Origin of the sequence: Roseobacter sp. EG26, from assembly GCF_049830555.1 — a bacterium.
Taxonomy (GTDB): Bacteria; Pseudomonadota; Alphaproteobacteria; order Rhodobacterales; family Rhodobacteraceae; genus Roseobacter.
The window spans coordinates 971355-993874 of the sequence record NZ_JBNBLH010000001.1 but is presented as its reverse complement, the minus strand read 5'-3'; the positions used below and the strand labels follow the sequence as shown (position 1 = coordinate 993874).

Here is a 22520-nt window from a genome sequence, read left to right as displayed (position 1 = left end):
GCATAGCTATCATGCTATATTGTGTCAATACAATTTAGGAGATTCCCATGGCACACGCTCTGACACCTTCGCCCGAAACAATGGCCTATCTGAATGAGGTCAAGTCGATGCCAACCCTGGCCATCGTCGCGGTTGAGTTTGCTGTCTGCGTGTCCAAATGGGCCACACGGCGCCGCACGAGACGTGCGCTGCAACAGCTGACGCTTTGGCAGCTGGATGACGTGGGTGTGACACCGCGGCAGGCTCGCATTGAGGCTGCCAAGGTGTTCTGGCGCGCGTAACGTTCCCCGGTACGCTCCAGACCTCTTCCTCACGGCCGGGTTAATCCCGGCCGTTTTTTTTCTCCCAAACCTCTGCGAACGCCTCCCTAGCGGCCAAAACACTGCGATACAAAGGCCACAAAGGCATCCACCTTTCGAGAATCCTTCAGGTTGGGGGCGCGCAGCGACGAAATCGGCGCGTGAGCCGCAGGCAGGCTGCCGGGCAGAATTTCAACAAGCTCTCCTGCTTCCAACTCCCGCATGACAGCCAGACGTGATTTCACAACAATGCCCAGGCCGTGGGCGGCGGCATCTGTCAAACTGTCAGAATTCGAAACCATCACCTGATTGCGCGGCATGTGCCCTCCCAACCCCCAATCGGTCTGCCAGGGCAAACAAATGCAGTGATGATCGACAAGTGCATGGACCGATGTGGGCTCGCTGTGATGTTCAAGATAGGATGGTGCCGCGCATAAGATCCGATGGTTGTCGGTGAGCTTTTTGGAAATGAAACTACTGTCGGACAACACCCCGACCCTGATCGCACAATCCTGTCGTTCCTCCACAAGGTTCACATAGCGGTCCACGGCGAGGAATTCGAAAGAGAGTTCCGGGTGCCGCGCGCGCAGGCCGTGCAGATTGGGCAATATGAAACGCGCCAAAATCCACGGGGCCATGGTCACACGCAAATGCCCCCTGAGCGCGCCGCCATGGCTGCCAATATCCATTTCGGCATTGGCCAGATCATCCAGAATACGTTCCACCCGGTCATGAAAGGCCCGCCCCTCAACGCTCAGCGACACCGTGCGGCTGCTGCGGTGAAACAGGGTCACGCCCAGATGTTTTTCCAGCTTTGCCAGCCGGTGACTGACCGTGGCGGGAGAAATGCCCTGCGCGCGCGCCGCAGCGGTGATGCCGCCGCGCCCGGCGATCTGAATAAAGGTTTGCAGGTCTTCAATGGCGTACATTCGAATTTTTCTAACGATGGTTTCAGGATTGACCGGATTATCCGCATAAATCCCGAATGATAAAGGGGGCGCACACCGTTTTGACGACTTGAGGGAGGTACATATGTCCAAGTCACTTTTCGCCGCAGCCCTGCTCTGCACGGCGCTCGGCACCGCAGCCGTTGCCGAAATTGAAACCTTTGCCACATTTGACGCAGGCACCCCGCCGGGCAATCTGGCCATTGGACCGGATGGGCGCATGTTCATGAGCGTGCATGAATTTTACGGCCATGATTTGCGCGTTGTCGAAGTCCTGCCGGATGGCAGCACCACGCCCTATCCAAATGCCGATTGGGCGAACAAACCCGACGAGGACGGTCCGGGGCTGAACGGCGTTCTGGGCCTGCGTGCGGACCGCGATGGCATATTGTGGATGCTGGACGGACAGGGTGCCGGGCAGACCGGGCGCATTATCGGCTGGAACACGCGGACCGAAAAGCTCCACCGTATCTACTATCTGGGTCAACCGGCAACGCGTGAGACGAGCTTTCTCAACGATCTGGCCGTGGACCGCGAACATGGCGCCATCTACATCACCGACACGGCCAATGCCGAAACCACGGCGCTGATCGTTCTGGATCTGGAAACGGGTCGCGCCCGCCGGGTGCTGGAGGCTTCCGCCTTCACCGTGCCGGAAGACACCGAGATGGTGATTGACGGCAATGTGGTGACCCTTGGCGGCGCGCCCGCAAAGATCGGCGCAAATCCGATCACGATCGATCCGACCAACACATGGGTCTATTTCGCCCCGATGACGGCCAGCGCGATGTACCGGGTGCGCACCACCGATCTGCTCGACACCTCCTTGTCGGATGCGGACCTGGCGGCGCGGGTCGAACGCTATGGCGACAAGCCGATCTCTGACGGCTCGACCGTGGATGCGGCGGGCAATGTCTACATCACCTCGATCACCGATGACGCCGTTGGGGTCACGCAGGCCGACGGCAGCTACAAGATCCTCTACCAGCAGGACAACATGTCCTGGCCGGACGGGTTCGCCATGGGTGTGGACGGCTATGTATATGTCACCATCAACGAATTGCACCGCTCTCCGGTGCTGAACGGCGGCGCGGATGCGACCAAGGGCGAATTCAGCATCATGCGCTTTCCCGCCCTGGGAACAGCGGTCAGCGGGAGGTAACAGATGCTCTACCGTCTGGATTTCACCGTTGAATATGACGCCAGCATGCAACAGCAGGGCCTGCTTGGGGTCTGGGCCGAAGAGGCGGAGGCCGCCTTGGGGGCCAAATCCGCCGGGGTTGTGAAAGACCTGTGGAAAGTGGTGGGGGAGCGCAAGGTGCTGGCCATTGTCGATGTGGCCAGTCCCGATGACCTCGACCGCATCCTGTTTGATCTGCCGATCATGCAAAGGATGGGACATCACGTACAGGTCGATGTCAGATCGCTGCGCCGCTACGAGGATTTCGCCGCAGACGTTCGGGAACGGCTGGGCCGCGCCTGACACCCTGCACGCCGCCGCGTTCTATGCGGAACGCGGCGGGATCGCATAGGTCAGGCTGGCACGGGCCACGGGTTTGTCATGGCCTTCGGAATAGATCAGCACATCGCTGACCGAAAGCTGCCTGCCCAGTTTCAGCAACCGGACGCGGGCAATCAGATCAACGCCTGCGGCCGGTTTGCGCATGAAATCAATGGAACAATTGGTGGTCACGGCCAGTTCCTGCGGGCCGATCACCGCCAGCGTCATCAGATAGGCCCCGACATCGGCGAGCGAGAACATCGACGGGCCGGAGATGGTGCCCCCGGGGCGAATGTGCTTGTCACTGACCAGCAACCGCACGGTCAATTCGTCCGGGGCCACATGGTCCACCACGAAATCATCGGCCACCTGCTCAAAAACCTGATCGAGAAAGGCGTTGAGCTCCGCCGCGGTCATTTTGATGCCCATTCCCTGCCCCTTCTTGCTGCGTTTTCACAGAGTTGGGCGATTTACTGGTCAAGAGCAAGCGACCGCGCGCCCTGTTCGAACATTTCTATGCGCATCACTGGATTGTTTCCAATTTTGGTATGAAGAGTTTCTACCTGCGGTATTTCAATTTGGGCAGGAACATGGCAAAGACGGGGCACGGGTGAAACGCCTTGATGATTTTTGGGTCGCTGCCAGCGGAAGGTCCCTCCAAGCCAGTCTCTCGCTGGTCCGACATTCCCGCAGCAGCGACCCCAAAAACGCCTCTTCCAAAAAATCAGTTTGCCCGCGAATTTCATGGCTTTTGGTTGTGCGATGCCGCGCGCTGGCATAGATGACAGCCCATGACACAAGAACTTCATATCGTCGGCGGCGGCATGGCCGGATCGGAAGCTGCCTGGCAGGCCGCGCACATGGGCATCAACGTGGTGCTGCACGAAATGCGCCCTGAGGTCGGTACCTTCGCGCATCAGACCGGGCTTTTGGGGGAAATGGTCTGTTCCAATTCCTTCCGCTCGGACGACAGTGAGCAAAACGCCGTGGGTCTGCTGCATTGGGAAATGCGTCAGGCCAACGGGTTGATCATGCAAACGGCGGACCGGCACCGTCTGCCCGCAGGCGGGGCCTTGGCGGTGGATCGTGACCCTTTCGCGCAATCGGTCACGGATGCCTTGCTGGCGCATCCGAACATCCGCGTGGACTATGGCGAAATCACCGCATTACCGGGCGACGGACACTGGATCATTGCCACGGGTCCACTGACCTCCGGCGCGCTGGGTCAGGCCATCGCGCAGGAGACCGGGGCCGAAGCATTGGCGTTTTTCGACGCCATTGCTCCCATCGTCTATTTTGACAGCATCGACATGTCCAAGGCCTGGATGCAGTCGCGTTATGACAAGGGCGACACCGAAGAGGAACGTACCGCGTATCTCAACTGCCCGATGGACAAAGACCAGTATGAAGCTTTCATCGACGCGCTGCTGGCCGCCGACAAGACGGAGTTCCACGAAGGCGAAACCGCAGGTTATTTTGATGGCTGTCTGCCCATTGAAGTGATGGCGGAGCGCGGTCGCGAAACGCTGCGGTTCGGCCCGATGAAACCCGTGGGGCTGACAAACCCGCATGCCCCCGACGAGAAGCCCTATGCGGTTGTGCAATTGCGCCGGGACAACAAACTGGGCACGCTCTACAATATCGTGGGCTTTCAGACCAAGATGAAATACGGCGCGCAAACGGATGTTTTCAAACGCATTCCCGGGTTGGAACAGGCCAGTTTCGCCCGTTTGGGCGGCATTCACCGCAATACGTTTCTCAATTCGCCGACGCTGCTGGACGGGCAGATGCGGCTGCGGTCGCAGCCCAACATCCGGTTTGCCGGTCAGATCACCGGGGTCGAAGGATATGTCGAATCCGCTGCCATGGGGCTATTGGCCGGGAGGCTGGCGGCGCATGAGATATTGGGAACACATCTCGATACCCCGCCCGACACCACGGCCACAGGCGCGCTGATCACCCATATTTCCGGCGGGGCGGAGGCCAAGACCTTCCAGCCCATGAATGTCAATTTCGGACTGTTTCCACCGGTCGAGGGGCTCAAAGGGGGCCGTCGGGGCCGCAAGGACCGCTACAAGGCCTATACCGACCGCGCCAAGTTGGATTGGCAAAACTGGCTGGGGAATGCTGCACTGGACGCCGCCTGACCGATCAGGGTATCCTTGCGCCATGACACAAGGATATCTGAACAAAGTTTACGACGCCCGCGATGCGGCACAAACCCGCGCCCTTTATGATGACTGGTCAGACAGCTACGACGCTGAAGTGGCCGAAAACGGCTATATCACCCCGTCCCGATGCGCCGAAGCCCTGGCAAAATTCGCCAAGGATCAGACTGCGCCGATTTTGGATTTCGGCTGCGGTACCGGCCTGTCCGGGCTTGCATTGAAACTGGCCGGGTTTGAGACAATTGACGGCATGGACCTTTCCGAAGAGATGCTGGCGCAGGCGAAGGCAAAACGCCTCTACCGCGATCTCACGGTGATTGATGCGGACGCGCCTCTCGCCTTCAAACCCGGCACCTATGCCGCAATCGCCGCCATTGGCGTTATTGGTGCGGGTGCCGCTCCGATATCGGTGCTGGACACCCTGTTGCATGCGCTGAAACGAGACGGCCTGTTGGTGCTGTCGCTCAATGATCATGCGCTCGAAGACAAGACCAATGAAGCGCGCATCAACGAATGGCTGGATTGCGGCGCGGCGCGGCTCCTGCTGCGCGAACATGGCCCCCATCTACCCGGCATTGACCTTGGCTCAAACGTCTACGTGCTTGAAAAGGCGTGACATTCACCACCCGGTTTGCCCCGTCGCCGACGGGGCCACTCCACCTTGGGCATGCCTATTCGGCACTGCTGGCCTGGGATATGGCGCAGCGCCATGGCGGCACATTCCTGCTGCGCATCGAAGATATTGACCGCACACGCGCCCGCCCCGAATGGGAGGCGCAAATCCATGACGATCTGACGTGGCTGGGGCTGCACTGGCCGCAACCGGTGATGCGCCAGTCGGACCGGATGGACGTCTACGCCGATGCGCTGGACGCGTTGTGGGCGCGCGGGCTGCTCTACCCCTGCGATTGCAGTCGGCGTGACATCACCGAAGCGTTGAGCGCGCCGCAGGAAGGGGCCTTGCCCACCGGACCGGATGGGCTGATCTACCCCGGAACATGCCGTTCGAAAAACCGTTTCCGGTATTCCGCGTCAATAGAACGTCCGCGCGACCGGACATTGCGCCTGACGGTCGATAGGGCTGTGTCATCGTTGGCAGCGCCACAACCTGACGGTCAGATACGGCTTGGTTTCGCAGAGACCGGCACAGGTCCGGCCGGGCAAGGCGGCGAAATCGCTCTTTTCGCGGCTGAAATCGCCCGGAATATCGGTGACATCGTGCTGGCGCGCCGCGATATGGGCACATCTTACCATCTGTCGGTCGTTCTGGATGATGCCGCACAGGGCATAACGGATGTGGTGCGCGGGCAGGATCTGTTTGAGACCACAGAAATTCACGTGGTTTTACAGAGCCTTCTGAAGCTGCCGACGCCGCGCTACCATCATCACGAACTGATCCGCGATGACGCAGGCAAGCGCCTCGCCAAACGCGATGACGCCCGCGCGCTGACCAAATACCGCGCTGAAGGGGCTACGCCGCAGGACATCAGGCGCATGGTGAATTTACCTCTGATCACAGCTGCCTGACCCCGCCTGCATTACATGGGGCGCATAAGTTCCACTTCATCGCCGGTTTCCACGCCGGTGTAAAAACAGCTTCGGCGACCGGTATGGCACGCAGGCCCCGATTGTTTCACCTGCATCAATATGCAATCGCGGTCACAATCAACCCGCAGCGAGACAAGTTCCTGCACATTGCCGCTGGTCTCGCCTTTGACCCAAAACGCCTGCCGGGACCGGCTCCAATAGGTCACGCGGTGGGTTTCAAGCGTGCGCGCAAGGCTTTCGGCGTTCATCCAGGCCATCATCAGCACCTCGCCGCTTGCCACATCCTGCGCAATGGCAGGGACAAGCCCCGCCTCATTGTAGGTCAAAGTGCCCGGATCAAAGGAAACAGTCTCGTGAGCCATTGCGAAAACCCTTTTGCATATTTCGCGTCAACAATTATGTAGGTGTTAACACTTTTGCCTAACCCATAAGGCCCCTCATGTCCGGTGACAACGACCTCATCAAACTCTACTCCGGCCGTATTCTGGCGTTGGCTGCGGAGATTCCGCATTTGGGCCGTTTGGATACGCCCATGGCGACGGTCAAGAAACGCTCACCACTCTGTGGGTCGGCTGTTACGATCGATTTGAGCATCGAAAACGGAAAAGTCAGCGCGTTTGCCCAGGATGTGAAAGCCTGCGCCTTGGGTCAGGCAGCCGCCGCCGTAACCGGTGGTGCGATTATCGGGCGGAACCTGTCAGAGCTGGAGGCTGCGCGGGATGCCCTGCGCGCCATGCTCAAGGAGAACGGACCTGTGCCCGACACCCCGTTCGAAGGGTTTGAGGTTCTGGAGCCTGCGCGCGACTATAAGAACCGCCACGCGTCCATCATGCTGAGCATCGAAGCGGCCTGCGAGGCCATGACACAGGCGCTCCAGGCGGACTGCGCCTGATCCTCAAAAAATTAGCTATTTTTAAGTAAATTCGTGGCAGTTGTCGGGGTGATTGTTCTCGCGGGGCGTTATGACTGTTCAGCCACAGTTGACGGAAGATGTTCATACGGACCGACTAACCAAAGCTGCGGCCGCCCTTGGGTATGAGATCGTGGACATCGCAGGATTCCTTGATCTGGTGGAAGAGCATGCAAGGGAGCAGCGCAAGAGCCTGAAGGTTCTGGACGAACGCGCCAGCGAAATGGGTCAGGCCAACTCCGACGTCAGAAATGCTGTGGAGAACATGGCGCAGAACACCGGTGAAACGGCGCGTGATGTGGAAGCCTCCGCGGCATTGATGCGCACAACCGGAGAAAAGACGCGCAACGTTGCCGGATGGGTTCAGAATCTGTCGGATCGAACCGAAACGGTAAGTGATACGTTGCGCGACGTAAAATCCAACAATCAGCAAATTGCGGGTATCGCTACGCAAGTTAACACACTGGCAATCAACGCAAAAATAGAGGCCGCTCGCGCGGGAGACGCCGGGCGCGGTTTTGCGGTCGTGGCTGATGCCATCAATGAGTTGTCGCAGAAAACGCGCGACGCCGCAGTGGAGATTTCCAACAACATCGAGCGATTGACCGCCTGGATCACCGATCTGGGCAAAGAGGCAACAGGTATCGCGACCCAGGCTGCGGATGTTCTAGAGAACGCCGGGGGGACCGATACGGCCTTGACCCGCATGGAGGCGTCGATCACATCGGCCGATAAACAGGCAAAGCGAATTTCCGAGCAAGCCGAACGCGTACAGATCGCAATGGACGATTTTACACCGGCGCTTGTCGGGATCGAACGTGCCGTCAAAAGCACCACAACCGGGATCGAGACGACGCATCAACGCATCCTGCGTCTCATCGACACCTCCGAAACCATTGTCCAATCAACCGCATTATTGGGTGGCAGCTCGGTCGACACCCCGTTCATCCAGCGCGTTCAGAGCACGGCACGTGAATTGACACGGCAGCTTGAAATTGCCGTAGAGACGGGAGAGATCACGCTATCGCGGCTGTTTGATCAAACTTACCAACCCATTCCCGGCAGCAATCCCGAACAGTTTCTGACCGAATCCACCAGAACTTTTGACAAGATATTGCCACCGCTTCAGGAATCGGTTCTGGAAATGGATTCCAAGGTGGTGTTCTGCGCCGCTGTTGATACGAATGGATATCTGCCCACGCACAACCGCAAATTTTCCCATCCACAGAGCGGCGATCCGACCTGGAACATGGCCAATTGTCGAAACAGGCGCATTTTCGACGACCGCGTCGGCTTGAAGGCGGGGCGCAGTACCGAACCCTTCCTATTGCAGGTCTATCGCCGGGATATGGGCGGTGGTGATTTCAAAATGATGAAGGACCTCTCGGCACCCATCTTTGTTCAAGGCAAACATTGGGGTGGGCTGCGGCTTGCCTATACTTTCTGAACCTTTGCACAAGCCACCGTTGATATCGTGAAAAAAACGCCGCACGTTCTGGAAAGAACGGCGGCGTCAGGTATAGCGTCTCTCACGTGGGACCCGAGGCTTTGCGGCAGGGCTGAACCCTGAAAAGACCAGAACAGGCAGAGTTCGTCTTAACGACCAGATTGGGGAGAATACTGGTGCAAAGCGCCGGCGCGAGATCGCAGGCAGAAATCAGACAAACGACGGAAGGTGCAGCCCGACGACCAGCATCACGAACAGGGCCATTGCACCAGCAACATCCTGAAGCAACGTCTGTTGTGACCGAGATGCGATCGCTTTGATCTGCAGAAACAATGACATGTGATCCTCCGCGTTTGTTGCCCCTTTGTTCTCATTTTTTTAACCTCCTGTAAAGAACTTAATTAGAACATTTGCGAACAAAATTGGATTACGGAGCTAACCAACTGAAATCAAACGGATCGCTTCTTCTTGTCGCATCAACCACAGGAGCAAGCGTGCAGCCCTGCCCCGTTCCGTCTCTAGCGTCGGATCCTCGTTCAGTAAAAGGCGCGCATCACTTTGAGCAATGGCCATGAGGCCAGCCTGACGTTCCAGATCGGCCACTTTGAAACGCGGCACACCCGACTGCGCCGTCCCGATCAAGTCACCGGCGCCGCGCATGCGCAAATCCGTTTCAGAGATGGCAAAACCATCTTCCGTTTCGCGCAATACCTCCAAACGTCGTCGTCCATTTTCAGACAATGGCTGCTGATAGACCAAAAGGCAGGTAGACGCCGCGTCGCCGCGCCCCACCCGCCCACGTAACTGGTGAAGCTGCGCCAACCCGAATGTTTCCGCGCGCTCAATGACCATGATAGTGGCATTGGGGACGTTGACACCGACCTCGATGACCGTTGTTGCGACAAGGACCTTGCTCTTGCCCGTTTGAAAACGCGCCATCGCTGCGTCTTTCTCCGCAACGGGCATCTGCCCATGCACGAGACTGACGATATCCTCTCCCAAAGCCGCGCGAAGGTGTTTGAAACGGGCTTCAGCCGCTGTCAGATCCACGACCTCGCTCTCTTCAACCAGAGGACAAACCCAATAGCATTGCCGCCCGGACGAGATTGCGGCACGGAGCCTTTCAACGATTTCACCCATACGTTCGGTGCTGATGAGCGCGGTTTGGATCGGTTTCCGACCGGGCGGTTTCTCGTCGAGAATCGAGACATCCATATCGCCGTATTGGGCAAGCGACAAAGACCGTGGGATGGGGGTGGCCGTCATCACCAAAACATCCACCGCCTGTCCCTTGCGGCCCAGCTCCAACCGTTGGCGTACGCCGAAGCGGTGCTGTTCATCCACGATTGCCAGTCTAAGGTCACAAAACGCAACATCGGCCTGAAAAACCGCATGGGTGCCGACAAGGATTTGCACATCCCCCTGCGCCAGGGCCTTGAGCTTGACCTCTCGCTCCTTGCCCTTATCTCGCCCCGTTAGGACCTCCAGAACAATACCTGCCTGTTCTGCCAGCGGTTGCAGGCTTTCAAGGTGTTGTCGGGCCAGTATTTCGGTGGGCGCCATCAACACCCCCTGCCCGCCCGCCTCAACCGCGCGCAACATGGCCATGAAGGCGACCAGGGTTTTGCCCGCGCCAACATCCCCCTGCAGCAGACGGTTCATACGCGCCTCAGAGGCCATATCGTCGTTGATCTCCGAAATAACCCGCTCTTGAGCGCTCGTTGGACGATATGGCAACGCCGCGAGGACGCGCGATTGCAAGTGAGCATCACCCCTTGTCTCACGTCCCGGTTTGCGACGGGCCCTTGCCCGCGCCAGCGCGAGCGTCAGTTGATGGGCCATGAGTTCATCATAGGCCAATCTTTCGCGGGCTGGCGCCGTTATCAGCAAATCATCCTGGCGCGCGGGTCTGTGCGCGGCAGCTACTGCGCGTGTGAAATCCGGCCATCCGGCCCGAGACAATTGCGCCGGATCAATCCATTCCGGAACAGCGGGCACCAAGGCAAGTGATTTCTCGCTGGCCTTATACATCACCTTTTGCGTCACCCCTGCGGTCAGCGGATATACCGGCTCAAAATTAGGGATCGATGCAGCATCTTCTTCGGGAACGATGTGATCCGGGTGCACCATCTGTGCGATCCCATCAAACACTTCGATCTTTCCCGAAACCAGACGGCGACTGCCTTCCGGCAATGTTCTTTGCCAATAATCGCCGCGTGCATGGAAAAAAACCAATTGGAACGTTGCCTGCTGATCGGCGACCTGAATCCGGTAGGCGCCACCCTTGGTTCTGGGAGGGTGATGATGGCCAATGGTAACCAACACGGTTATTACACCCGGCAGAATGGCGCCCTCGACACTGTCGCGCCGACGCCGGTCAATGCCGGATTGAGGAAGCGTAAAAAGCAGGTCGCGCGGCGCTTCAACACCCAGAGCCCGAATATTTTGCGCGGTCTTTGGACCGATCCCTTCGAGGGTCTGCAAACCGGCAAACAAGGGAAAGAGAATTTCGGGCCGCCCGCTCATTTTGAGGCTATCAGGGCAAGCCAGCTATCCTCATCTATCACGTCGACACCTAGCTCTGCGGCTTTTTTTGCCTTCGATCCAGCGCCCGGCCCGGCGATCACGAGATCAGTTTTGGACGAAACTGATCCAGATACCTTTGCGCCCAGACGTTCGGCGCGCGCCTTGGCCTCAGCCCGCGTCATTTTTTCGAGCGTCCCCGTGAAGACAACGGTCTTGCCAGCCACCGGACTACCCGCCGTTGTCGGTCTTTCAACGGGTTGAATGGAAAGCTCGGCGACCAGGCGATCAATTGACGCGCGTTCCGCCTGCTGCGCAAATGCTTGCGTAAGAGACTGCGCCATGACGCCACCGACACCGTCAATACCGATGAGATCCTCCCATGCGGAGCTGCCGCTTTCGCCAACCGATTGCATGGCAGCATCAAAACGCTCCCAAGAACCATAGTGCCGCGCGATCATGTTGGAGGCAGCTTCACCCACATGCCGAATCCCCAACGAAAAGATCAGGCGCGACAGCGAAATCGTCCGTTTTTCATCAATGGCATCAAACAGATTGTTGGCCGATTTTTCCCCCCAGCCTTCGCGGTTTTTAAGTTGCTGGAGACCAGAACCGAACCGCTGGCGCAGGAAGAAAATATCGGCAGGTTCCTTTATCCACGTGTCCGCATAGAATTGTTCAACTTGCTTGGCCCCCAACCCCTCGATATCAAAGGCCGCGCGTGAGACGAAATGTTTCAATTTCTCAACGGCCTGCGCAGGGCAAATGAGCCCGCCCGTACACCTTCGAACAGCGTCACCCGGTTCGCGAACGGCCAGACTGTCGCATTCAGGGCAAGTTTCAGGGAACACGTAGGGCACCGCATCGGGTGGCCTTTTTTTGAGATCAACATCCGCAACCTTGGGGATGACATCGCCGGCGCGATAAACCTGCACCCAGTCGCCTACGCGAATGTCCTTGCCGTCCCGAATGGTCTGGCCCTTGCTGTCACTGCCCGCAATGTAGTCTTCATTGTGCAGCGTGGCGTTGGAAACCGTGACGCCGCCAACTGTCACGGGCATCAGGCGCGCGACCGGTGACAGTGCGCCGGTCCGGCCCACCTGAACGTCAATGGATTCCAGTCGTGTCCAGGCCAGTTCCGCCGGGAACTTATGGGCAATGGCCCACCTCGGTGTCGTAGAACGAAAACCGAGCCGTTCCTGCAATGCCAGATCGTCCACTTTGTAGACCACGCCATCAATGTCATATCCCAAGGTGGCGCGCTGTTCTTCTATGGTGCGATAATGCGCGACAAGTTCCGCGGGGCCTGCGCACAGGCTGGTCAGGGGGTTGGTCGACAATCCAAGAGCGCGCAGCCGTTCGATCGCGCCCATCTGAGTATCCGCCAGAGGGTCGGATAAAGCTCCCCATGCATAGGCAAAAAAGCGCAGCGGGCGAGATTTTGTGATGTCTGAATCCAACTGCCGCAACGATCCCGCTGCTGCGTTGCGTGGATTTGCAAATGTTTTTGCACCAGCTTCAAGTTGGCGGCGGTTCAATGCTTCAAAATCGGCGTGAGACATATAGACTTCGCCGCGCACCTCCAAAAGCTCCGGTGCTCGCTCCAATTTGGCAGGTACATCCGCGATGGTAAGCGCATTCGCCGTGACATTCTCGCCCACAGCCCCATCGCCGCGTGTGGCGGCCTGTACCAGTCTCCCTTTTTCGTAACGTAGCGACAACGACAATCCATCGATTTTCGGCTCTGCCGTATAGTTAACGGCAACATCCGATCCCAACCCCAGGTACTTTCGGACACGTCCGTCAAATTCGTTGATATCTGTATCGTCAAAGGCGTTTGACAGAGAGAGCATAGCCACCGCATGGGTAACCTTGCCGAACCCCTCGGCAACAGGGGCGCCAACTTTTTCAGACGGGCTGTCTTCTCTCTTTAGATGCGGGAACCGGGCCTCGATGGCGGCATTGCGCCTCTTGAGGGCGTCATATTCAGCATCGGTGATGTCGGGGCTGTCGTTGGTGTGATACGCGTGATTTGCTTGCCCCAACGCAGCTGCCAGATCGGCCAATTCTGCCGCGGCCGCCGCCTCATCCAAACCGTCAACATCTGTGAGAACTGTCAAAACCCGACCTTTCAATGCCACACATCATTTAGATATGCTTAGCGAAAGGCCAGGTCCAGATGATAAAGATGTTAAGCGGAAGCGGTCCAGCGCAGCCCCTGCGCCAGACCCACGAGTGACTATCAGGCTCCGACAGCGAGACGCTGCGGATCATCCACTTGATTGGGCTCCGGATCACGCAACACGTAACCCCGACCCCATACTGTCTCGATATAATTTTCGCCACCGGTTGCATTGCTCAGCTTTTTCCGCAGCTTGCAGATAAATACGTCGATGATCTTCAACTCAGGCTCGTCCATGCCGCCATAGAGGTGGTTCAGGAACATCTCCTTGGTCAGGGTGGTGCCTTTGCGCAGTGAAAGAAGTTCGAGCATCTGATACTCTTTGCCCGTCAAATGAACGGCTTTATTGTCGGCACTCACCGTCTTGGCATCCAGGTTGACCGAAATCAGACCTGTATCAATGACCGATTGAGAATGCCCTTTTGATCTGCGGATAATTGCATGGATGCGCGCGACCAGTTCTTCGCGGTGGAAAGGTTTTGTCAGATAATCGTCTGCACCAAAGCCGAAGCCCTTGATTTTGTTCTCGGTATCGTCCGCACCGGAAAGGATCAGAATAGGTGTCTCGATCCGCGACAACCGCAGCTGCCGTAGCACTTCATGCCCATTCATATCCGGTAAATCGAGGTCCAGCAGAATGAGATCATAATCGTACAGCTTGGCAAGATCGATACCTTCCTCGCCCAGATCAGTTGCATAGACATTCAGATTTGCATGGGTCAGCATCAGTTCGATGCTTTTTGAGGTCGTGGGGTCGTCTTCCACTAGCAGTACGCGCATGATTTTCTCCGCATCGGGTGAACGTTTATCTCGGAATTAACCGTGAACAAAAAAGGTTAACCACACGTTACCGTCTGCAAGAAACTTAGCGTAACAACTTAAGGTTGTCTATATTTTTGTAGCGCTGTGGCTTTCAGAGCATCTTCCCCATGCTCAGACACCGCCTTGACCCATTCATGAAATTCATCTTCGCTGATCTGGTATCTTTTCAGGGCATCGCTTTGCGAAATAAGCCCATAGGCCACGCCCCGCACCACCGAAGCTTTGCGTGAAGCCACCCAACGCCTTGTATTCGCAGGCGGAAGATCGGCTTGCGTCATCACGCTGCCATCGGCTAACGTCACCGATCGGGGCCCATCAACTTTCTTTAGATACATCACTCATACCCGTTTTTACTCAGTTGGAGGCATCTTGACGTCATCGCATTAAAGACCCATGAAGCCCGCTCTTGAGAGTAATTAGGATTTTCCTATATTTTCTCAGAACGCCCGGAGAAGCCCCATGCCACTTGATCAAACACACCCGCTGAACTCGCTTGGATTTACCAAGCCGCCTTGCGAAACACGGGTTGTTGTTGCCATGTCCGGCGGCGTGGATAGTTCCGTTGTTGCGGCAATGTTAGCCGAAGAAGGTTACGATGTCGTGGGGGTGACACTTCAACTTTACGATCACGGGGCCGCATTGGCGAAAAAAGGCGCATGCTGCGCCGGTCTGGACATCCATGATGCGCGCCGCGTCGCGGAAAAGATGGGGTTTCCGCATTACGTGCTGGACTATGAGAACATCTTCAAAGACGCGGTGATCGACGAATTCGCAGACAGTTATCTGGGCGGCGCAACGCCGGTTCCCTGTATCCGCTGCAACGAACGTGTGAAATTCAAGGACCTCCTCGAAACCGCCAAGGATCTTGAAGCAGATTGCATGGCCACGGGCCACTATATTCAACGAATGGTTGGGCAACACGGTCCGGAATTGCATTCGGCGGCGGATGCGGCGCGTGATCAAAGCTATTTTCTGTTTTCCACAACTCAAGAACAGCTTGATTTCCTGCGCTTTCCGCTTGGCCATCTTGCCTCCAAGGCAGATACGCGCGCGCTTGCTTCGAAATACGGGCTGAGTGTCGCGGACAAACCCGACAGCCAGGATATCTGCTTTGTCCCGAATGGGGACTACGCGTCAGTGATCCGCAAACTGCGCCCGGAAGCTGCAGACCCCGGCGACATCGTCCACGCAGATGGTCGGGTGCTGGGGCGTCATGACGGGGTCATCAACTACACCATCGGTCAGCGGCGGGGTCTCGGTATTGGCGGGCTGGCCGACCCTCTTTACGTGGTCAGGCTCGACCCGGAAAGCAAATCGGTGGTGGTCGGTCCGAAAGAAATGCTTGCCACACGGACGGTTCCGGTGCGCGAGATCAACTGGCTGGGCCACGAGCCCCTGATGTCCCAACCCGAATGGCATGTCGCGGTCAAGGTGCGCTCAACCCGTCCGCCAACCGATGCGATCATTCGACCTCTGAGCGATACCGAAGCCACGGTGGAACTGATCACACCCGAGGAAGGCGTCTCTCCCGGACAGGCCTGCGTCTTTTATGATCCGCAAAGCAGCCGTATTTTCGGCGGCGGCTGGATCCACAAGGGATAGCCAGGCGCGTAAATCCCCGCGGGGATCGACCCGAAAGGGTCTCAAATATCGTGTCAGGCGCAGCCTGTCCTTTTGACAACAGCGCCGCTAAACGCGCGCCAGAACCGAACGCGCCGCGCGCAATCCCGGCGCCTCCTCGCCTTCACCCAGGCGTTCCATCGTCAAAGCCATCGCCTCCTGCTGTGCTGCAGGCGCTGCCAATACATCCAGCAGCGCCTGACCAATGGCGTGCGGTTGGCAATCCGGGCCCAGAAACTCCGGAACAACGCGGGTCTCCGACACCAGATTGACCAGGGTCACCGTATCGACAAGCGCCATCGCCCGGATCAAGCGGAAGGTCAGCCAGTTCATATTATAGGCGATGACCATCGGCGTCCGCGCCGCAGCAAGCTCCAGAGACACCGTACCGGAAGCGGCCAGCGCCACATCAGCGGCTTTGAACGCGGCGCGCTTCAGCTCCGCGGCAGCCTCAAGGGTCATGCCGCGCGGGTCAAGCACGATCGGCACAACAGGCCAGCCTGCGACCTGTTCCAGCACCAAATCCGCCACAGGGGCCGCTGCCGGCACAACCACCTTGAGCGCCGGGACCTCGGCCAGCACAGGCGCAATGGACTGACCAAAAATTTCCGCAAGCCGTGCCACTTCGCCGCGCCGTGAGCCGGGTAACACCAGTAAAACCGGAGCAGTCCCAATGCCATGCGACGCTCGAAAACCCTGCGCTTGCTCTGCTGCGGCCAGCGGTTCGGCGACCACCGGGTGACCCACGAAGTCACAGGTCATGCCACCGACGGTCATCAACGGCGGCTCAAACGGAAAAAGCGCCAGAACGTGATCAATGACCTTCGCCATTTTTTCCGCGCGCCGGGGTCGCCAGGCCCAGACGGTGGGGGCAACATAATGCACGGTGCGCACAGAGCTTGACGCTTTGACGCGGCGCGCGACACGTAACGAGAAATCCGGACTATCAATGGTGACAAGAAGATCGGGTTGCGTCTCGACCACGGCGGCGGCGGTCTCGTTGATCCGCGCCATCAAAGCGCGATACTTGGGCAAGATCTCGGCAATCCCCATCACGCTCAACTCTGACATGGGAAACCTGCTGATCAGCCCCTCGGCCCGCATGTCCGGCCCGCCAATTCCGTCAAAGGTAATGTCATCCCGAAGCGATTTCAGGCCCGCCATCAAAGCGCCGCCCAACTTGTCGCCGGAGGGTTCTCCGGCAATGATGAAAATCCGCATCAGACCGCCGGGCGGGCCCAAAACACCAAGCCAGCGGCATCTGCCGCGGCCCGTGTGGCTTCGGGTTCCAACAAGATGACACCCCCCGCTTCTACCACCAGGCCAGCCAGTCCGGCTTCGGCAAGGGCGGTTATCGTCGTGGGGCCGACAGTAGGCATGTCTACACGCTGATCCTGACCCGCTTTGCGCGTCTTGATCATGATCGCCTGCGCGTGTGCAGCCTTTTCAGGCAGGCCGCGCAGCATGTGATCAGTGCCACCGATTGTTTCGATTCCCCAAACCTGCCCAGCACCCACGACGCAACTTTGCCCCACATCAAGCGGCGCCAGTGCGGCCAGAACACTGGTCCCCCGATCAGCATCGGACTGCATCTGTTCATCTGGCGCGGCAGCACTGTGCAGGCCTTCATCTATCAGGATATCCGGTGCCAACTCATGGGCCGCCCGAACCTGGAAGCCGCTGGTTTCGAATATCCCCATAACCGCCCGCAAAGCGCCGTCATCGCCAGAGGATATCGCCCCGACCAACGCAGGCACCAAAGGTGCTGTGGCAGCATCCAATGCAGCCGGGTCAAAATGTGGTCGCTCAATTGCCCCGCAAAAGCAGACCTCGCTCACACCACGTTCGGAGAGTTGCGCCAGCAATGTCCCCAGTTGCTCCAGGCGAAATCGCAAATCCGCTGCAAGATCGTCGGGATCAAACCCATCCATCACGCACACCAAAGGTGGTATCTCTTGCGAGGCGGCAACACGCGCAGGCAAACCGCCGCGCCCTGTGATCAAGGCCAACATCAGCGCGGCGTCAGGAAATGGCGGTCGCTGTCGGCGACGATGAAATCGACAATCTCCCGGACATAGTCACTGGAGGTTTCATCACGCAACCGACGGGCGCGATCATGAAAAGTGCCCTCACCCTGCGCGAGCATCTGAAAGGCCGCCCTGAGGGCCGTAATATCGCTGCGCGAGACACCGCGCCGCTTCAGGCCCACCAGATTGAGCCCGTCCAATTCGCCCCGCGGCGCCTGCACCAGCCCGTAAGGAATGACATCATTCGTGACCATGGTGACGGCACCGATAATCGCGCCCCGACCAATTCTCACAAATTGGTGCACGCCCGACAGGCCCCCGACGATCACGTCGTCCTCCAGAATACAATGCCCGGCAATGGCGACCGAATTTACAATGATGCAACGGTCGCCGATAACAGCGTCATGGGCAATATGGCATCCGGCCATGAACAGGCCGTCATCGCCAATGCGCGTCACACCACCCCCGCCTTCGGTGCCCGAATTCATCGTTACATGCTCACGAATGCGGTTCCGCTTGCCGATAACAAGCTGCGTCGCTTCGCCCTTGAATTTCAAATCCTGCGGAATTTCCCCGATCACCGAGAAGGGAAAAATCACCGTGTTTTCGCCAACCTGCGTGCGCCCGGTCACAACGACATGGCTCTTGAGATGAACGCCTGCCGCCAAAGAGACTTGCGGCCCCACGACGCAGAACGGACCAACCGTTGCAGCGGGATCAATCTGCGCCCCGTCCTCTATAACGGCACTTGGGTGAACATTGCTCATGCGGGGCTATTCCAGATCCATCATGGCGGTGAATTCGCACTCAGCCGCCATCTCGCCTTCAACCGACGCCACGCCGCCAAAACGCCAGACCTTGGCACCCGGTTTGCCGCGCAGGGTGCTGATATTCATTTCGAGCACATCGCCCGGGCCGACCTTGCGACGAAACTTGGCTTTGTCGATGGCCATGAAATAGACCTTCATATCCTTGTCAGCCATGTCCATGGTCACGCCAACCATAACCGCTGCTGTCTGCGCCATAGCTTCGATGATCGTCACACCCGGCATGATTGGCAAACCTGGGAAATGCCCCTGAAAATGCGGCTCATTCATGGTGACGTTCTTGATGCCTCTGGCGGAGGCGGTACCCTCAATGTCGACAACTTTATCTACCAGCAGAAACGGATACCGATGCGGCAGAATACGTTGGATAAGCTGGATATCGGCGCTGGTTTGCGGGCTGGTCATGTCAGGTGTCCTTTTGTCCTCAAGGGCTTGACCTCATGCCTAGCAATTCACCCTCTCAGGGGCAAGCGCCGCAAATTCACTCGCGCGGGGCATCCGCGCCATTCCCCAGAACCTCATTGAGCCGCTCAATGGCTTCCTGAGTGATATCAATTGCATTCGAACTGAGAAAAACGGACCTGCGCTCCATCACCACAGCCGCACCGGCTTCTCTCATCAACTGTTCAAGCACCGGAGCCGCTGCATTCAGAAACACCACGCGGCGCTCTTCCAGCGCCTGATTGAGATCGCGGTTCTTGCTGTCCTGTGCCCGCCGGGTTGTCTGCACCTTTTCATCAAAGGCATCCGCAAGCTTACGGAAATCCGCTGGCGCCATGGCCGGGCGCTGATCGGTTAAGGCCTTTTCTTCGGTGGACAGTTCTTCTTCAATACGTCGGTTCTCGGCGGCCAGTTCGGCGCCACGCGCCTCGAAATCCCGCACCGTGTTCTTGCCGTAGTCGCTTTCTGTAAACAGACGATCAGAATCAATGGTGAGGATCGGGCTTTGTACCGGCCCCATTCGTTGCGCCTGCGCATGGCCTGCTCCCAGTATCATCCAGGCACCTGCCAGGACCATCAAGAGAGAGGCAAGGCGCTGCATGAGCTTCAGAACGTCGTGCTCAGCGTCAATTCAAAGGTCTGATCACGGTCAAATTCCTCTTTCTTGATCGCGTCGGTGAAGTTGAAGCGCAAAGGGCCAACCGGGGTGTTCCAGAGGATGGCAAATCCGATGACATGACGGAATGACCCGCCTTCGCCGACAATCGTGCCACCGGCAGTATTTACGTCGCTGAGGTCCCAGAGGTTACCGACATCATAGAAGATGCCCCCGGTGATGCCGTATTCTTCCGGCAATCCCAGTGGGAACTCCGCTTCGAAACGCGCGGCCACATAGAGGTTACCCCCAAGCGGGTCCTCATTGCTGACCGACAGATCACGCGGCCCGATCCCACCCGGCTCAAACCCACGGATGATATTGGTATCCAGAAGGAACCGGTCGACCGCACGGTTGGTACCGCCCTGCCAGGCCAGTGCCCCACCTTCCAGCGAAGCGCGCAGGGTGATTTCTTCGCCGAAGACCTTTGTCTCACCAGCCAGCCTTGCGGTTGTCTTGAGATATTCGCTGTCCCCGCCCAGCCCCGCGAGATCCTGGGAAAACTGGAACAGAATGCCGGAATTGGGGTCCAATCCGCTGAACCGGGTGTCATAGGTGAATTCATATCCGATGGCGCTGCTGAACTGTTCACCCACCGCAATCTCATTGCCGATCACAACACCATTGGCGGGCGTTTCACGCGCCTGCATTTCCGAATTCTCAGCCGTGTAGCGGATTTGCAGCCGGGAATTGTCGCCGACCGGGAAGGTCAACGAGGGCTGCAACAGGAAGCGATCCGTGTCGTAGGTTGTGAACGAACTATCTGTCTGCGCGATATCAAGACGCAAACCGAAAGCCAGATCGCGCCCCAGGAAAGCCGGTTCCACGAAATTGATGCCATAGCGACGCGATTCTTCCGCCGTTTGCACGCTCAGGGCCAGCTGTTGCCCCCGTCCAAGGAAATTCTCCTCGGCAAAACGGATCGCAAAACCGATACCATCATTGTTGGAGAAAGACGCCCCGAAACTGAACGACCCCGTTGGGGCCTCTTCGACATCCACGTCAATCACCACCTGATCGGGCGACGAGCCTTCACGTGCATTGACCTCGGCCGTTTCAAAATACCCCAAAGCCCGAATGCGCTCTGCCGATTCCCGGATTTCGCGTGGGTTGAACGGATCGCCCTCAACGCTTGTGAACTGCCTGCGGATCACCTGATCCAGCGTGGTTGTGTTGCCCTCGATGTCGATGCGTTCCACGAAGACCCGCGGCCCCCGGGACAGCACGTATTCTATGTTCAAAGCCAGGTTGCGGTCGTCCCGCGTAACCCGGGGCTCAACGCGCAGAAAGTCGACGCCATCGCGCAGCGCCTGGCGTTCCATCCGTGCAATATCGTTTTCAACCAGTGTCGGCGAATAAACCACACCCGGTCTGATCTTCGCAATTTCCTGATAGCGCTCGGCCTCAACACCCGGCACATCACTGGACACCGTAATTTCACCAAACTTGAACCGCTGCCCTTCCTGGACATTGAAAACCAGAAAATAACCATCGCGTTCTTCGGTCAGCTGCGCGTTGGTCGAATTGGTGCGGAAATCGATATAGCCGCGGGAAAGGTAAAAATCCCGCAGAACCTGTTTGTCGAATTCAACGCGGTCGGCCACCAGCGTGTCCCTGCGCACCAGCGCACGGAACAGCCCGGCCTGCTTGCTCTCCAGCACCCGGCGCAGACGGCGGTCAGAATAAGCGCGGTTACCGACAAAGCTGATGCGTTCGATCTCGATATTGTCGCCTTCGAAAATCTCGAAAACCAGATCGACACGGTTGTCAGAACGCCGAATGATCGTTGGGGTGACCTTGGCCGCCAGACGACCTTCGTTGGCATAGGCATCGGCAATCGCACCCGCATCCCGCTCAGCCTCGGCGGGATTAAAGACACGGCGTTCGTTGGAATTGATCGCAGCAGCAAGCGCGTCATCATCAAGCCTTTGATTGCCTTCAAAACTGATCCGGTTGATCGTCGGAAATTCGACAACCGTGATCCGCAACGTATTTCCCTGCGGATCGAAATTCACGGTCTCGAACAAACCGGAGTCAATCAATCGCTGGAACGCTGCGTTCAACTCACCCGCGCTGAGGGTCTGACCCCGCGCGATTCCTGCACGGGTCAGAATGGCGGCATCCCCAACTCGCGCATTGCCCTCGATATTGATCGTGGAAAGCGTGAACTGCTGCGCCATGACCGGATGTGTCGGCGCGACCCAAGCCGCTGATAAAACCAGACAAAATCCAGCTGCCCGCAGACCTGTTTTGATTATTGTGGAAAGCTCGCGCTTTGACGAGCGAACGCCCGAAATGCCCCGATTCATCACCTGCCCCGATCCTCAGAAAATTATGCTTAACTGAGTACCGATATTGGCAGGTGTTGTCAAAACCATGTGTGCCAAATCTGCAAGACAACTATATGAGCGCAAACGCCAGGGTTTTGCCGGGGTTTGGGAAACCGGCCATCAGGGGCCCCGATCAGCCGTAAACGGTGCCAATCCAAGCACCAGCACCAAGCGCCAGAGCAATTGTCGCAAAATAGAGCCCGCGATCCCAGTTGAGATCCATCAGCAGGCTAAGGCCACGGTATCCGTTATGTATCGCTTGCATTGCGTTTC

The 22520-nt window shown here is 57.9% G+C and carries 24 protein-coding genes; 9 read left to right on the top strand and 15 right to left on the bottom strand.

The window, feature by feature from the left end:
- Positions 1-47 precede the first annotated feature (47 nt).
- Positions 48-281: a DUF1127 domain-containing protein gene (locus ACOTTU_RS04905; RefSeq protein ID WP_298918111.1), complete on the top strand. Its 234-nt coding sequence runs from the start codon at positions 48-50 to the stop codon at positions 279-281.
- An 86-nt stretch (positions 282-367) separates the two neighbouring features.
- Here ACOTTU_RS04905 and ACOTTU_RS04900 read toward each other — a convergent pair whose 3' ends face one another.
- Positions 368-1228: a LysR family transcriptional regulator gene (locus ACOTTU_RS04900; protein WP_425656276.1), complete on the bottom strand. Its 861-nt coding sequence runs from the start codon at positions 1226-1228 to the stop codon at positions 368-370.
- Between the two features lie 103 nt (positions 1229-1331).
- Here ACOTTU_RS04900 and ACOTTU_RS04895 point away from each other — a divergent pair, with 103 nt between their 5' ends.
- Positions 1332-2408: an L-dopachrome tautomerase-related protein gene (locus ACOTTU_RS04895; RefSeq protein ID WP_425656275.1), complete on the top strand. Its 1077-nt coding sequence runs from the start codon at positions 1332-1334 to the stop codon at positions 2406-2408.
- A 3-nt stretch (positions 2409-2411) separates the two neighbouring features.
- On the top strand, positions 2412-2729 hold the full coding sequence (locus ACOTTU_RS04890) for a muconolactone Delta-isomerase family protein (RefSeq protein ID WP_425656274.1): 318 nt from the start codon (positions 2412-2414) through the stop codon (positions 2727-2729).
- Between the two features lie 21 nt (positions 2730-2750).
- Here the strand turns inward: ACOTTU_RS04890 and ACOTTU_RS04885 are convergent, their stop codons facing one another.
- Positions 2751-3176: a PaaI family thioesterase gene (locus ACOTTU_RS04885; RefSeq protein ID WP_425656273.1), complete on the bottom strand. Its 426-nt coding sequence runs from the start codon at positions 3174-3176 to the stop codon at positions 2751-2753.
- A gap of 362 nt (positions 3177-3538) precedes the next feature.
- On the opposite strand from ACOTTU_RS04885, the gene trmFO reads away from it, so the two are divergent.
- From trmFO to gluQRS, 3 genes are read left to right on the top strand one after another with little or no spacing between them, the layout of a single operon-like run.
- Positions 3539-4894, top strand: a complete 1356-nt coding sequence (trmFO, locus tag ACOTTU_RS04880; RefSeq protein WP_425656272.1) for a methylenetetrahydrofolate--tRNA-(uracil(54)-C(5))-methyltransferase (FADH(2)-oxidizing) TrmFO — start codon at positions 3539-3541, stop codon at positions 4892-4894.
- Between the two features lie 22 nt (positions 4895-4916).
- Entirely contained in the window at positions 4917-5531 is a 615-nt protein-coding gene (locus tag ACOTTU_RS04875) for a class I SAM-dependent DNA methyltransferase (RefSeq protein WP_425656478.1), read from the top strand.
- On the top strand, positions 5528-6442 hold the full coding sequence (gluQRS, locus tag ACOTTU_RS04870) for a tRNA glutamyl-Q(34) synthetase GluQRS (protein WP_425656271.1): 915 nt from the start codon (positions 5528-5530) through the stop codon (positions 6440-6442). The genes ACOTTU_RS04875 and gluQRS overlap by 4 nt, the downstream gene beginning before the upstream one ends.
- 11 nt (positions 6443-6453) lie before the next feature.
- Here gluQRS and hisI read toward each other — a convergent pair whose 3' ends face one another.
- On the bottom strand, positions 6454-6825 hold the full coding sequence (gene hisI, locus ACOTTU_RS04865; protein WP_425656270.1) for a phosphoribosyl-AMP cyclohydrolase: 372 nt from the start codon (positions 6823-6825) through the stop codon (positions 6454-6456).
- A gap of 77 nt (positions 6826-6902) precedes the next feature.
- On the opposite strand from hisI, the gene ACOTTU_RS04860 reads away from it, so the two are divergent.
- Both ACOTTU_RS04860 and ACOTTU_RS04855 read left to right on the top strand, forming a co-directional pair.
- A complete protein-coding gene (locus tag ACOTTU_RS04860) occupies positions 6903-7355 on the top strand; it encodes an iron-sulfur cluster assembly scaffold protein (protein WP_425656269.1) in 453 nt (150 codons plus the stop codon).
- Positions 7356-7425: 70 nt separating this feature from the next.
- Complete coding sequence (locus tag ACOTTU_RS04855) at positions 7426-8820, top strand: methyl-accepting chemotaxis protein (protein ID WP_425656268.1); 1395 nt, start codon at positions 7426-7428, stop codon at positions 8818-8820.
- Positions 8821-9030: 210 nt separating this feature from the next.
- Here the strand turns inward: ACOTTU_RS04855 and ACOTTU_RS04850 are convergent, their stop codons facing one another.
- From ACOTTU_RS04850 to ACOTTU_RS04830, 5 genes are all read right to left on the bottom strand, one after another.
- Positions 9031-9159, bottom strand: coding sequence for a hypothetical protein (locus tag ACOTTU_RS04850; protein WP_298918484.1), 129 nt, complete (start codon positions 9157-9159; stop codon positions 9031-9033).
- A 96-nt stretch (positions 9160-9255) separates the two neighbouring features.
- A complete protein-coding gene (recG, locus tag ACOTTU_RS04845) occupies positions 9256-11346 on the bottom strand; it encodes an ATP-dependent DNA helicase RecG (protein ID WP_425656267.1) in 2091 nt (696 codons plus the stop codon).
- Complete coding sequence (gene ligA / locus ACOTTU_RS04840) at positions 11343-13463, bottom strand: NAD-dependent DNA ligase LigA (protein WP_425656266.1); 2121 nt, start codon at positions 13461-13463, stop codon at positions 11343-11345. Before ligA ends, recG begins: the two co-directional genes overlap by 4 nt.
- A 122-nt stretch (positions 13464-13585) precedes the next feature.
- The gene (ctrA, locus tag ACOTTU_RS04835; protein WP_298918071.1) at positions 13586-14305 is read right to left on the bottom strand and encodes a response regulator transcription factor CtrA; all 720 of its coding nucleotides are present in this window, start codon (positions 14303-14305) and stop codon (positions 13586-13588) included.
- A gap of 98 nt (positions 14306-14403) precedes the next feature.
- Positions 14404-14682 (bottom strand): DUF1153 domain-containing protein, encoded by a 279-nt coding sequence (locus ACOTTU_RS04830; protein ID WP_298918068.1) that lies wholly within the window; start codon positions 14680-14682, stop codon positions 14404-14406.
- 124 nt (positions 14683-14806) lie between these two features.
- On the opposite strand from ACOTTU_RS04830, the gene mnmA reads away from it, so the two are divergent.
- Entirely contained in the window at positions 14807-15949 is a 1143-nt protein-coding gene (mnmA, locus tag ACOTTU_RS04825) for a tRNA 2-thiouridine(34) synthase MnmA (RefSeq protein WP_425656265.1), read from the top strand.
- 87 nt (positions 15950-16036) lie between these two features.
- Here mnmA and lpxB read toward each other — a convergent pair whose 3' ends face one another.
- The 7 genes from lpxB to ACOTTU_RS04790 form a co-directional block, all read right to left on the bottom strand.
- Positions 16037-17188, bottom strand: a complete 1152-nt coding sequence (gene lpxB, locus ACOTTU_RS04820; protein WP_425656264.1) for a lipid-A-disaccharide synthase — start codon at positions 17186-17188, stop codon at positions 16037-16039.
- Positions 17188-17979 (bottom strand): LpxI family protein, encoded by a 792-nt coding sequence (locus tag ACOTTU_RS04815; protein ID WP_425656263.1) that lies wholly within the window; start codon positions 17977-17979, stop codon positions 17188-17190. The genes lpxB and ACOTTU_RS04815 overlap by 1 nt, the downstream gene beginning before the upstream one ends.
- Complete coding sequence (gene lpxA, locus ACOTTU_RS04810; protein WP_425656262.1) at positions 17979-18761, bottom strand: acyl-ACP--UDP-N-acetylglucosamine O-acyltransferase; 783 nt, start codon at positions 18759-18761, stop codon at positions 17979-17981. Before lpxA ends, ACOTTU_RS04815 begins: the two co-directional genes overlap by 1 nt.
- A 6-nt stretch (positions 18762-18767) precedes the next feature.
- On the bottom strand, positions 18768-19226 hold the full coding sequence (gene fabZ, locus ACOTTU_RS04805) for a 3-hydroxyacyl-ACP dehydratase FabZ (RefSeq protein WP_298918054.1): 459 nt from the start codon (positions 19224-19226) through the stop codon (positions 18768-18770).
- A gap of 76 nt (positions 19227-19302) precedes the next feature.
- Complete coding sequence (locus ACOTTU_RS04800; RefSeq protein ID WP_425656261.1) at positions 19303-19863, bottom strand: OmpH family outer membrane protein; 561 nt, start codon at positions 19861-19863, stop codon at positions 19303-19305.
- A gap of 5 nt (positions 19864-19868) precedes the next feature.
- The gene (gene bamA / locus ACOTTU_RS04795) at positions 19869-22226 is read right to left on the bottom strand and encodes an outer membrane protein assembly factor BamA (protein ID WP_298918050.1); all 2358 of its coding nucleotides are present in this window, start codon (positions 22224-22226) and stop codon (positions 19869-19871) included.
- A 154-nt stretch (positions 22227-22380) separates the two neighbouring features.
- Positions 22381-22512, bottom strand: a complete 132-nt coding sequence (locus tag ACOTTU_RS04790) for a hypothetical protein (RefSeq protein ID WP_298918049.1) — start codon at positions 22510-22512, stop codon at positions 22381-22383.
- Positions 22513-22520 lie beyond the last annotated feature (8 nt).

What these genes read in the sequence shown, in the direction of transcription:
- hisI (WP_425656270.1), bottom strand. Translation starts at nt 6,825, where the DNA reads ATGGCTCACGAGACTGTTTCCTTTGATCCGGGCACTTTGACCTACAAT.
- ACOTTU_RS04885 (WP_425656273.1), bottom strand. Translation starts at nt 3,176, where the DNA reads ATGGGCATCAAAATGACCGCGGCGGAGCTCAACGCCTTTCTCGATCAG.
- lpxA (WP_425656262.1), bottom strand. Translation starts at nt 18,761, where the DNA reads ATGAGCAATGTTCACCCAAGTGCCGTTATAGAGGACGGGGCGCAGATT.
- ACOTTU_RS04895 (WP_425656275.1), top strand. Translation starts at nt 1,332, where the DNA reads ATGTCCAAGTCACTTTTCGCCGCAGCCCTGCTCTGCACGGCGCTCGGC.
- lpxB (WP_425656264.1), bottom strand. Translation starts at nt 17,188, where the DNA reads ATGCGGATTTTCATCATTGCCGGAGAACCCTCCGGCGACAAGTTGGGC.
- ACOTTU_RS04855 (WP_425656268.1), top strand. Translation starts at nt 7,426, where the DNA reads ATGACTGTTCAGCCACAGTTGACGGAAGATGTTCATACGGACCGACTA.
- fabZ (WP_298918054.1), bottom strand. Translation starts at nt 19,226, where the DNA reads ATGACCAGCCCGCAAACCAGCGCCGATATCCAGCTTATCCAACGTATT.
- mnmA (WP_425656265.1), top strand. Translation starts at nt 14,807, where the DNA reads ATGCCACTTGATCAAACACACCCGCTGAACTCGCTTGGATTTACCAAG.
- bamA (WP_298918050.1), bottom strand. Translation starts at nt 22,226, where the DNA reads ATGAATCGGGGCATTTCGGGCGTTCGCTCGTCAAAGCGCGAGCTTTCC.
- ACOTTU_RS04850 (WP_298918484.1), bottom strand. Translation starts at nt 9,159, where the DNA reads ATGTCATTGTTTCTGCAGATCAAAGCGATCGCATCTCGGTCACAACAG.
- ACOTTU_RS04860 (WP_425656269.1), top strand. Translation starts at nt 6,903, where the DNA reads ATGTCCGGTGACAACGACCTCATCAAACTCTACTCCGGCCGTATTCTG.
- ACOTTU_RS04875 (WP_425656478.1), top strand. Translation starts at nt 4,917, where the DNA reads ATGACACAAGGATATCTGAACAAAGTTTACGACGCCCGCGATGCGGCA.
- ACOTTU_RS04790 (WP_298918049.1), bottom strand. Translation starts at nt 22,512, where the DNA reads ATGCAAGCGATACATAACGGATACCGTGGCCTTAGCCTGCTGATGGAT.
- ctrA (WP_298918071.1), bottom strand. Translation starts at nt 14,305, where the DNA reads ATGCGCGTACTGCTAGTGGAAGACGACCCCACGACCTCAAAAAGCATC.
- trmFO (WP_425656272.1), top strand. Translation starts at nt 3,539, where the DNA reads ATGACACAAGAACTTCATATCGTCGGCGGCGGCATGGCCGGATCGGAA.
- ACOTTU_RS04890 (WP_425656274.1), top strand. Translation starts at nt 2,412, where the DNA reads ATGCTCTACCGTCTGGATTTCACCGTTGAATATGACGCCAGCATGCAA.
- ACOTTU_RS04800 (WP_425656261.1), bottom strand. Translation starts at nt 19,863, where the DNA reads ATGCAGCGCCTTGCCTCTCTCTTGATGGTCCTGGCAGGTGCCTGGATG.
- ACOTTU_RS04905 (WP_298918111.1), top strand. Translation starts at nt 48, where the DNA reads ATGGCACACGCTCTGACACCTTCGCCCGAAACAATGGCCTATCTGAAT.
- ACOTTU_RS04900 (WP_425656276.1), bottom strand. Translation starts at nt 1,228, where the DNA reads ATGTACGCCATTGAAGACCTGCAAACCTTTATTCAGATCGCCGGGCGC.
- ACOTTU_RS04815 (WP_425656263.1), bottom strand. Translation starts at nt 17,979, where the DNA reads ATGTTGGCCTTGATCACAGGGCGCGGCGGTTTGCCTGCGCGTGTTGCC.
- ACOTTU_RS04830 (WP_298918068.1), bottom strand. Translation starts at nt 14,682, where the DNA reads ATGTATCTAAAGAAAGTTGATGGGCCCCGATCGGTGACGTTAGCCGAT.
- recG (WP_425656267.1), bottom strand. Translation starts at nt 11,346, where the DNA reads ATGAGCGGGCGGCCCGAAATTCTCTTTCCCTTGTTTGCCGGTTTGCAG.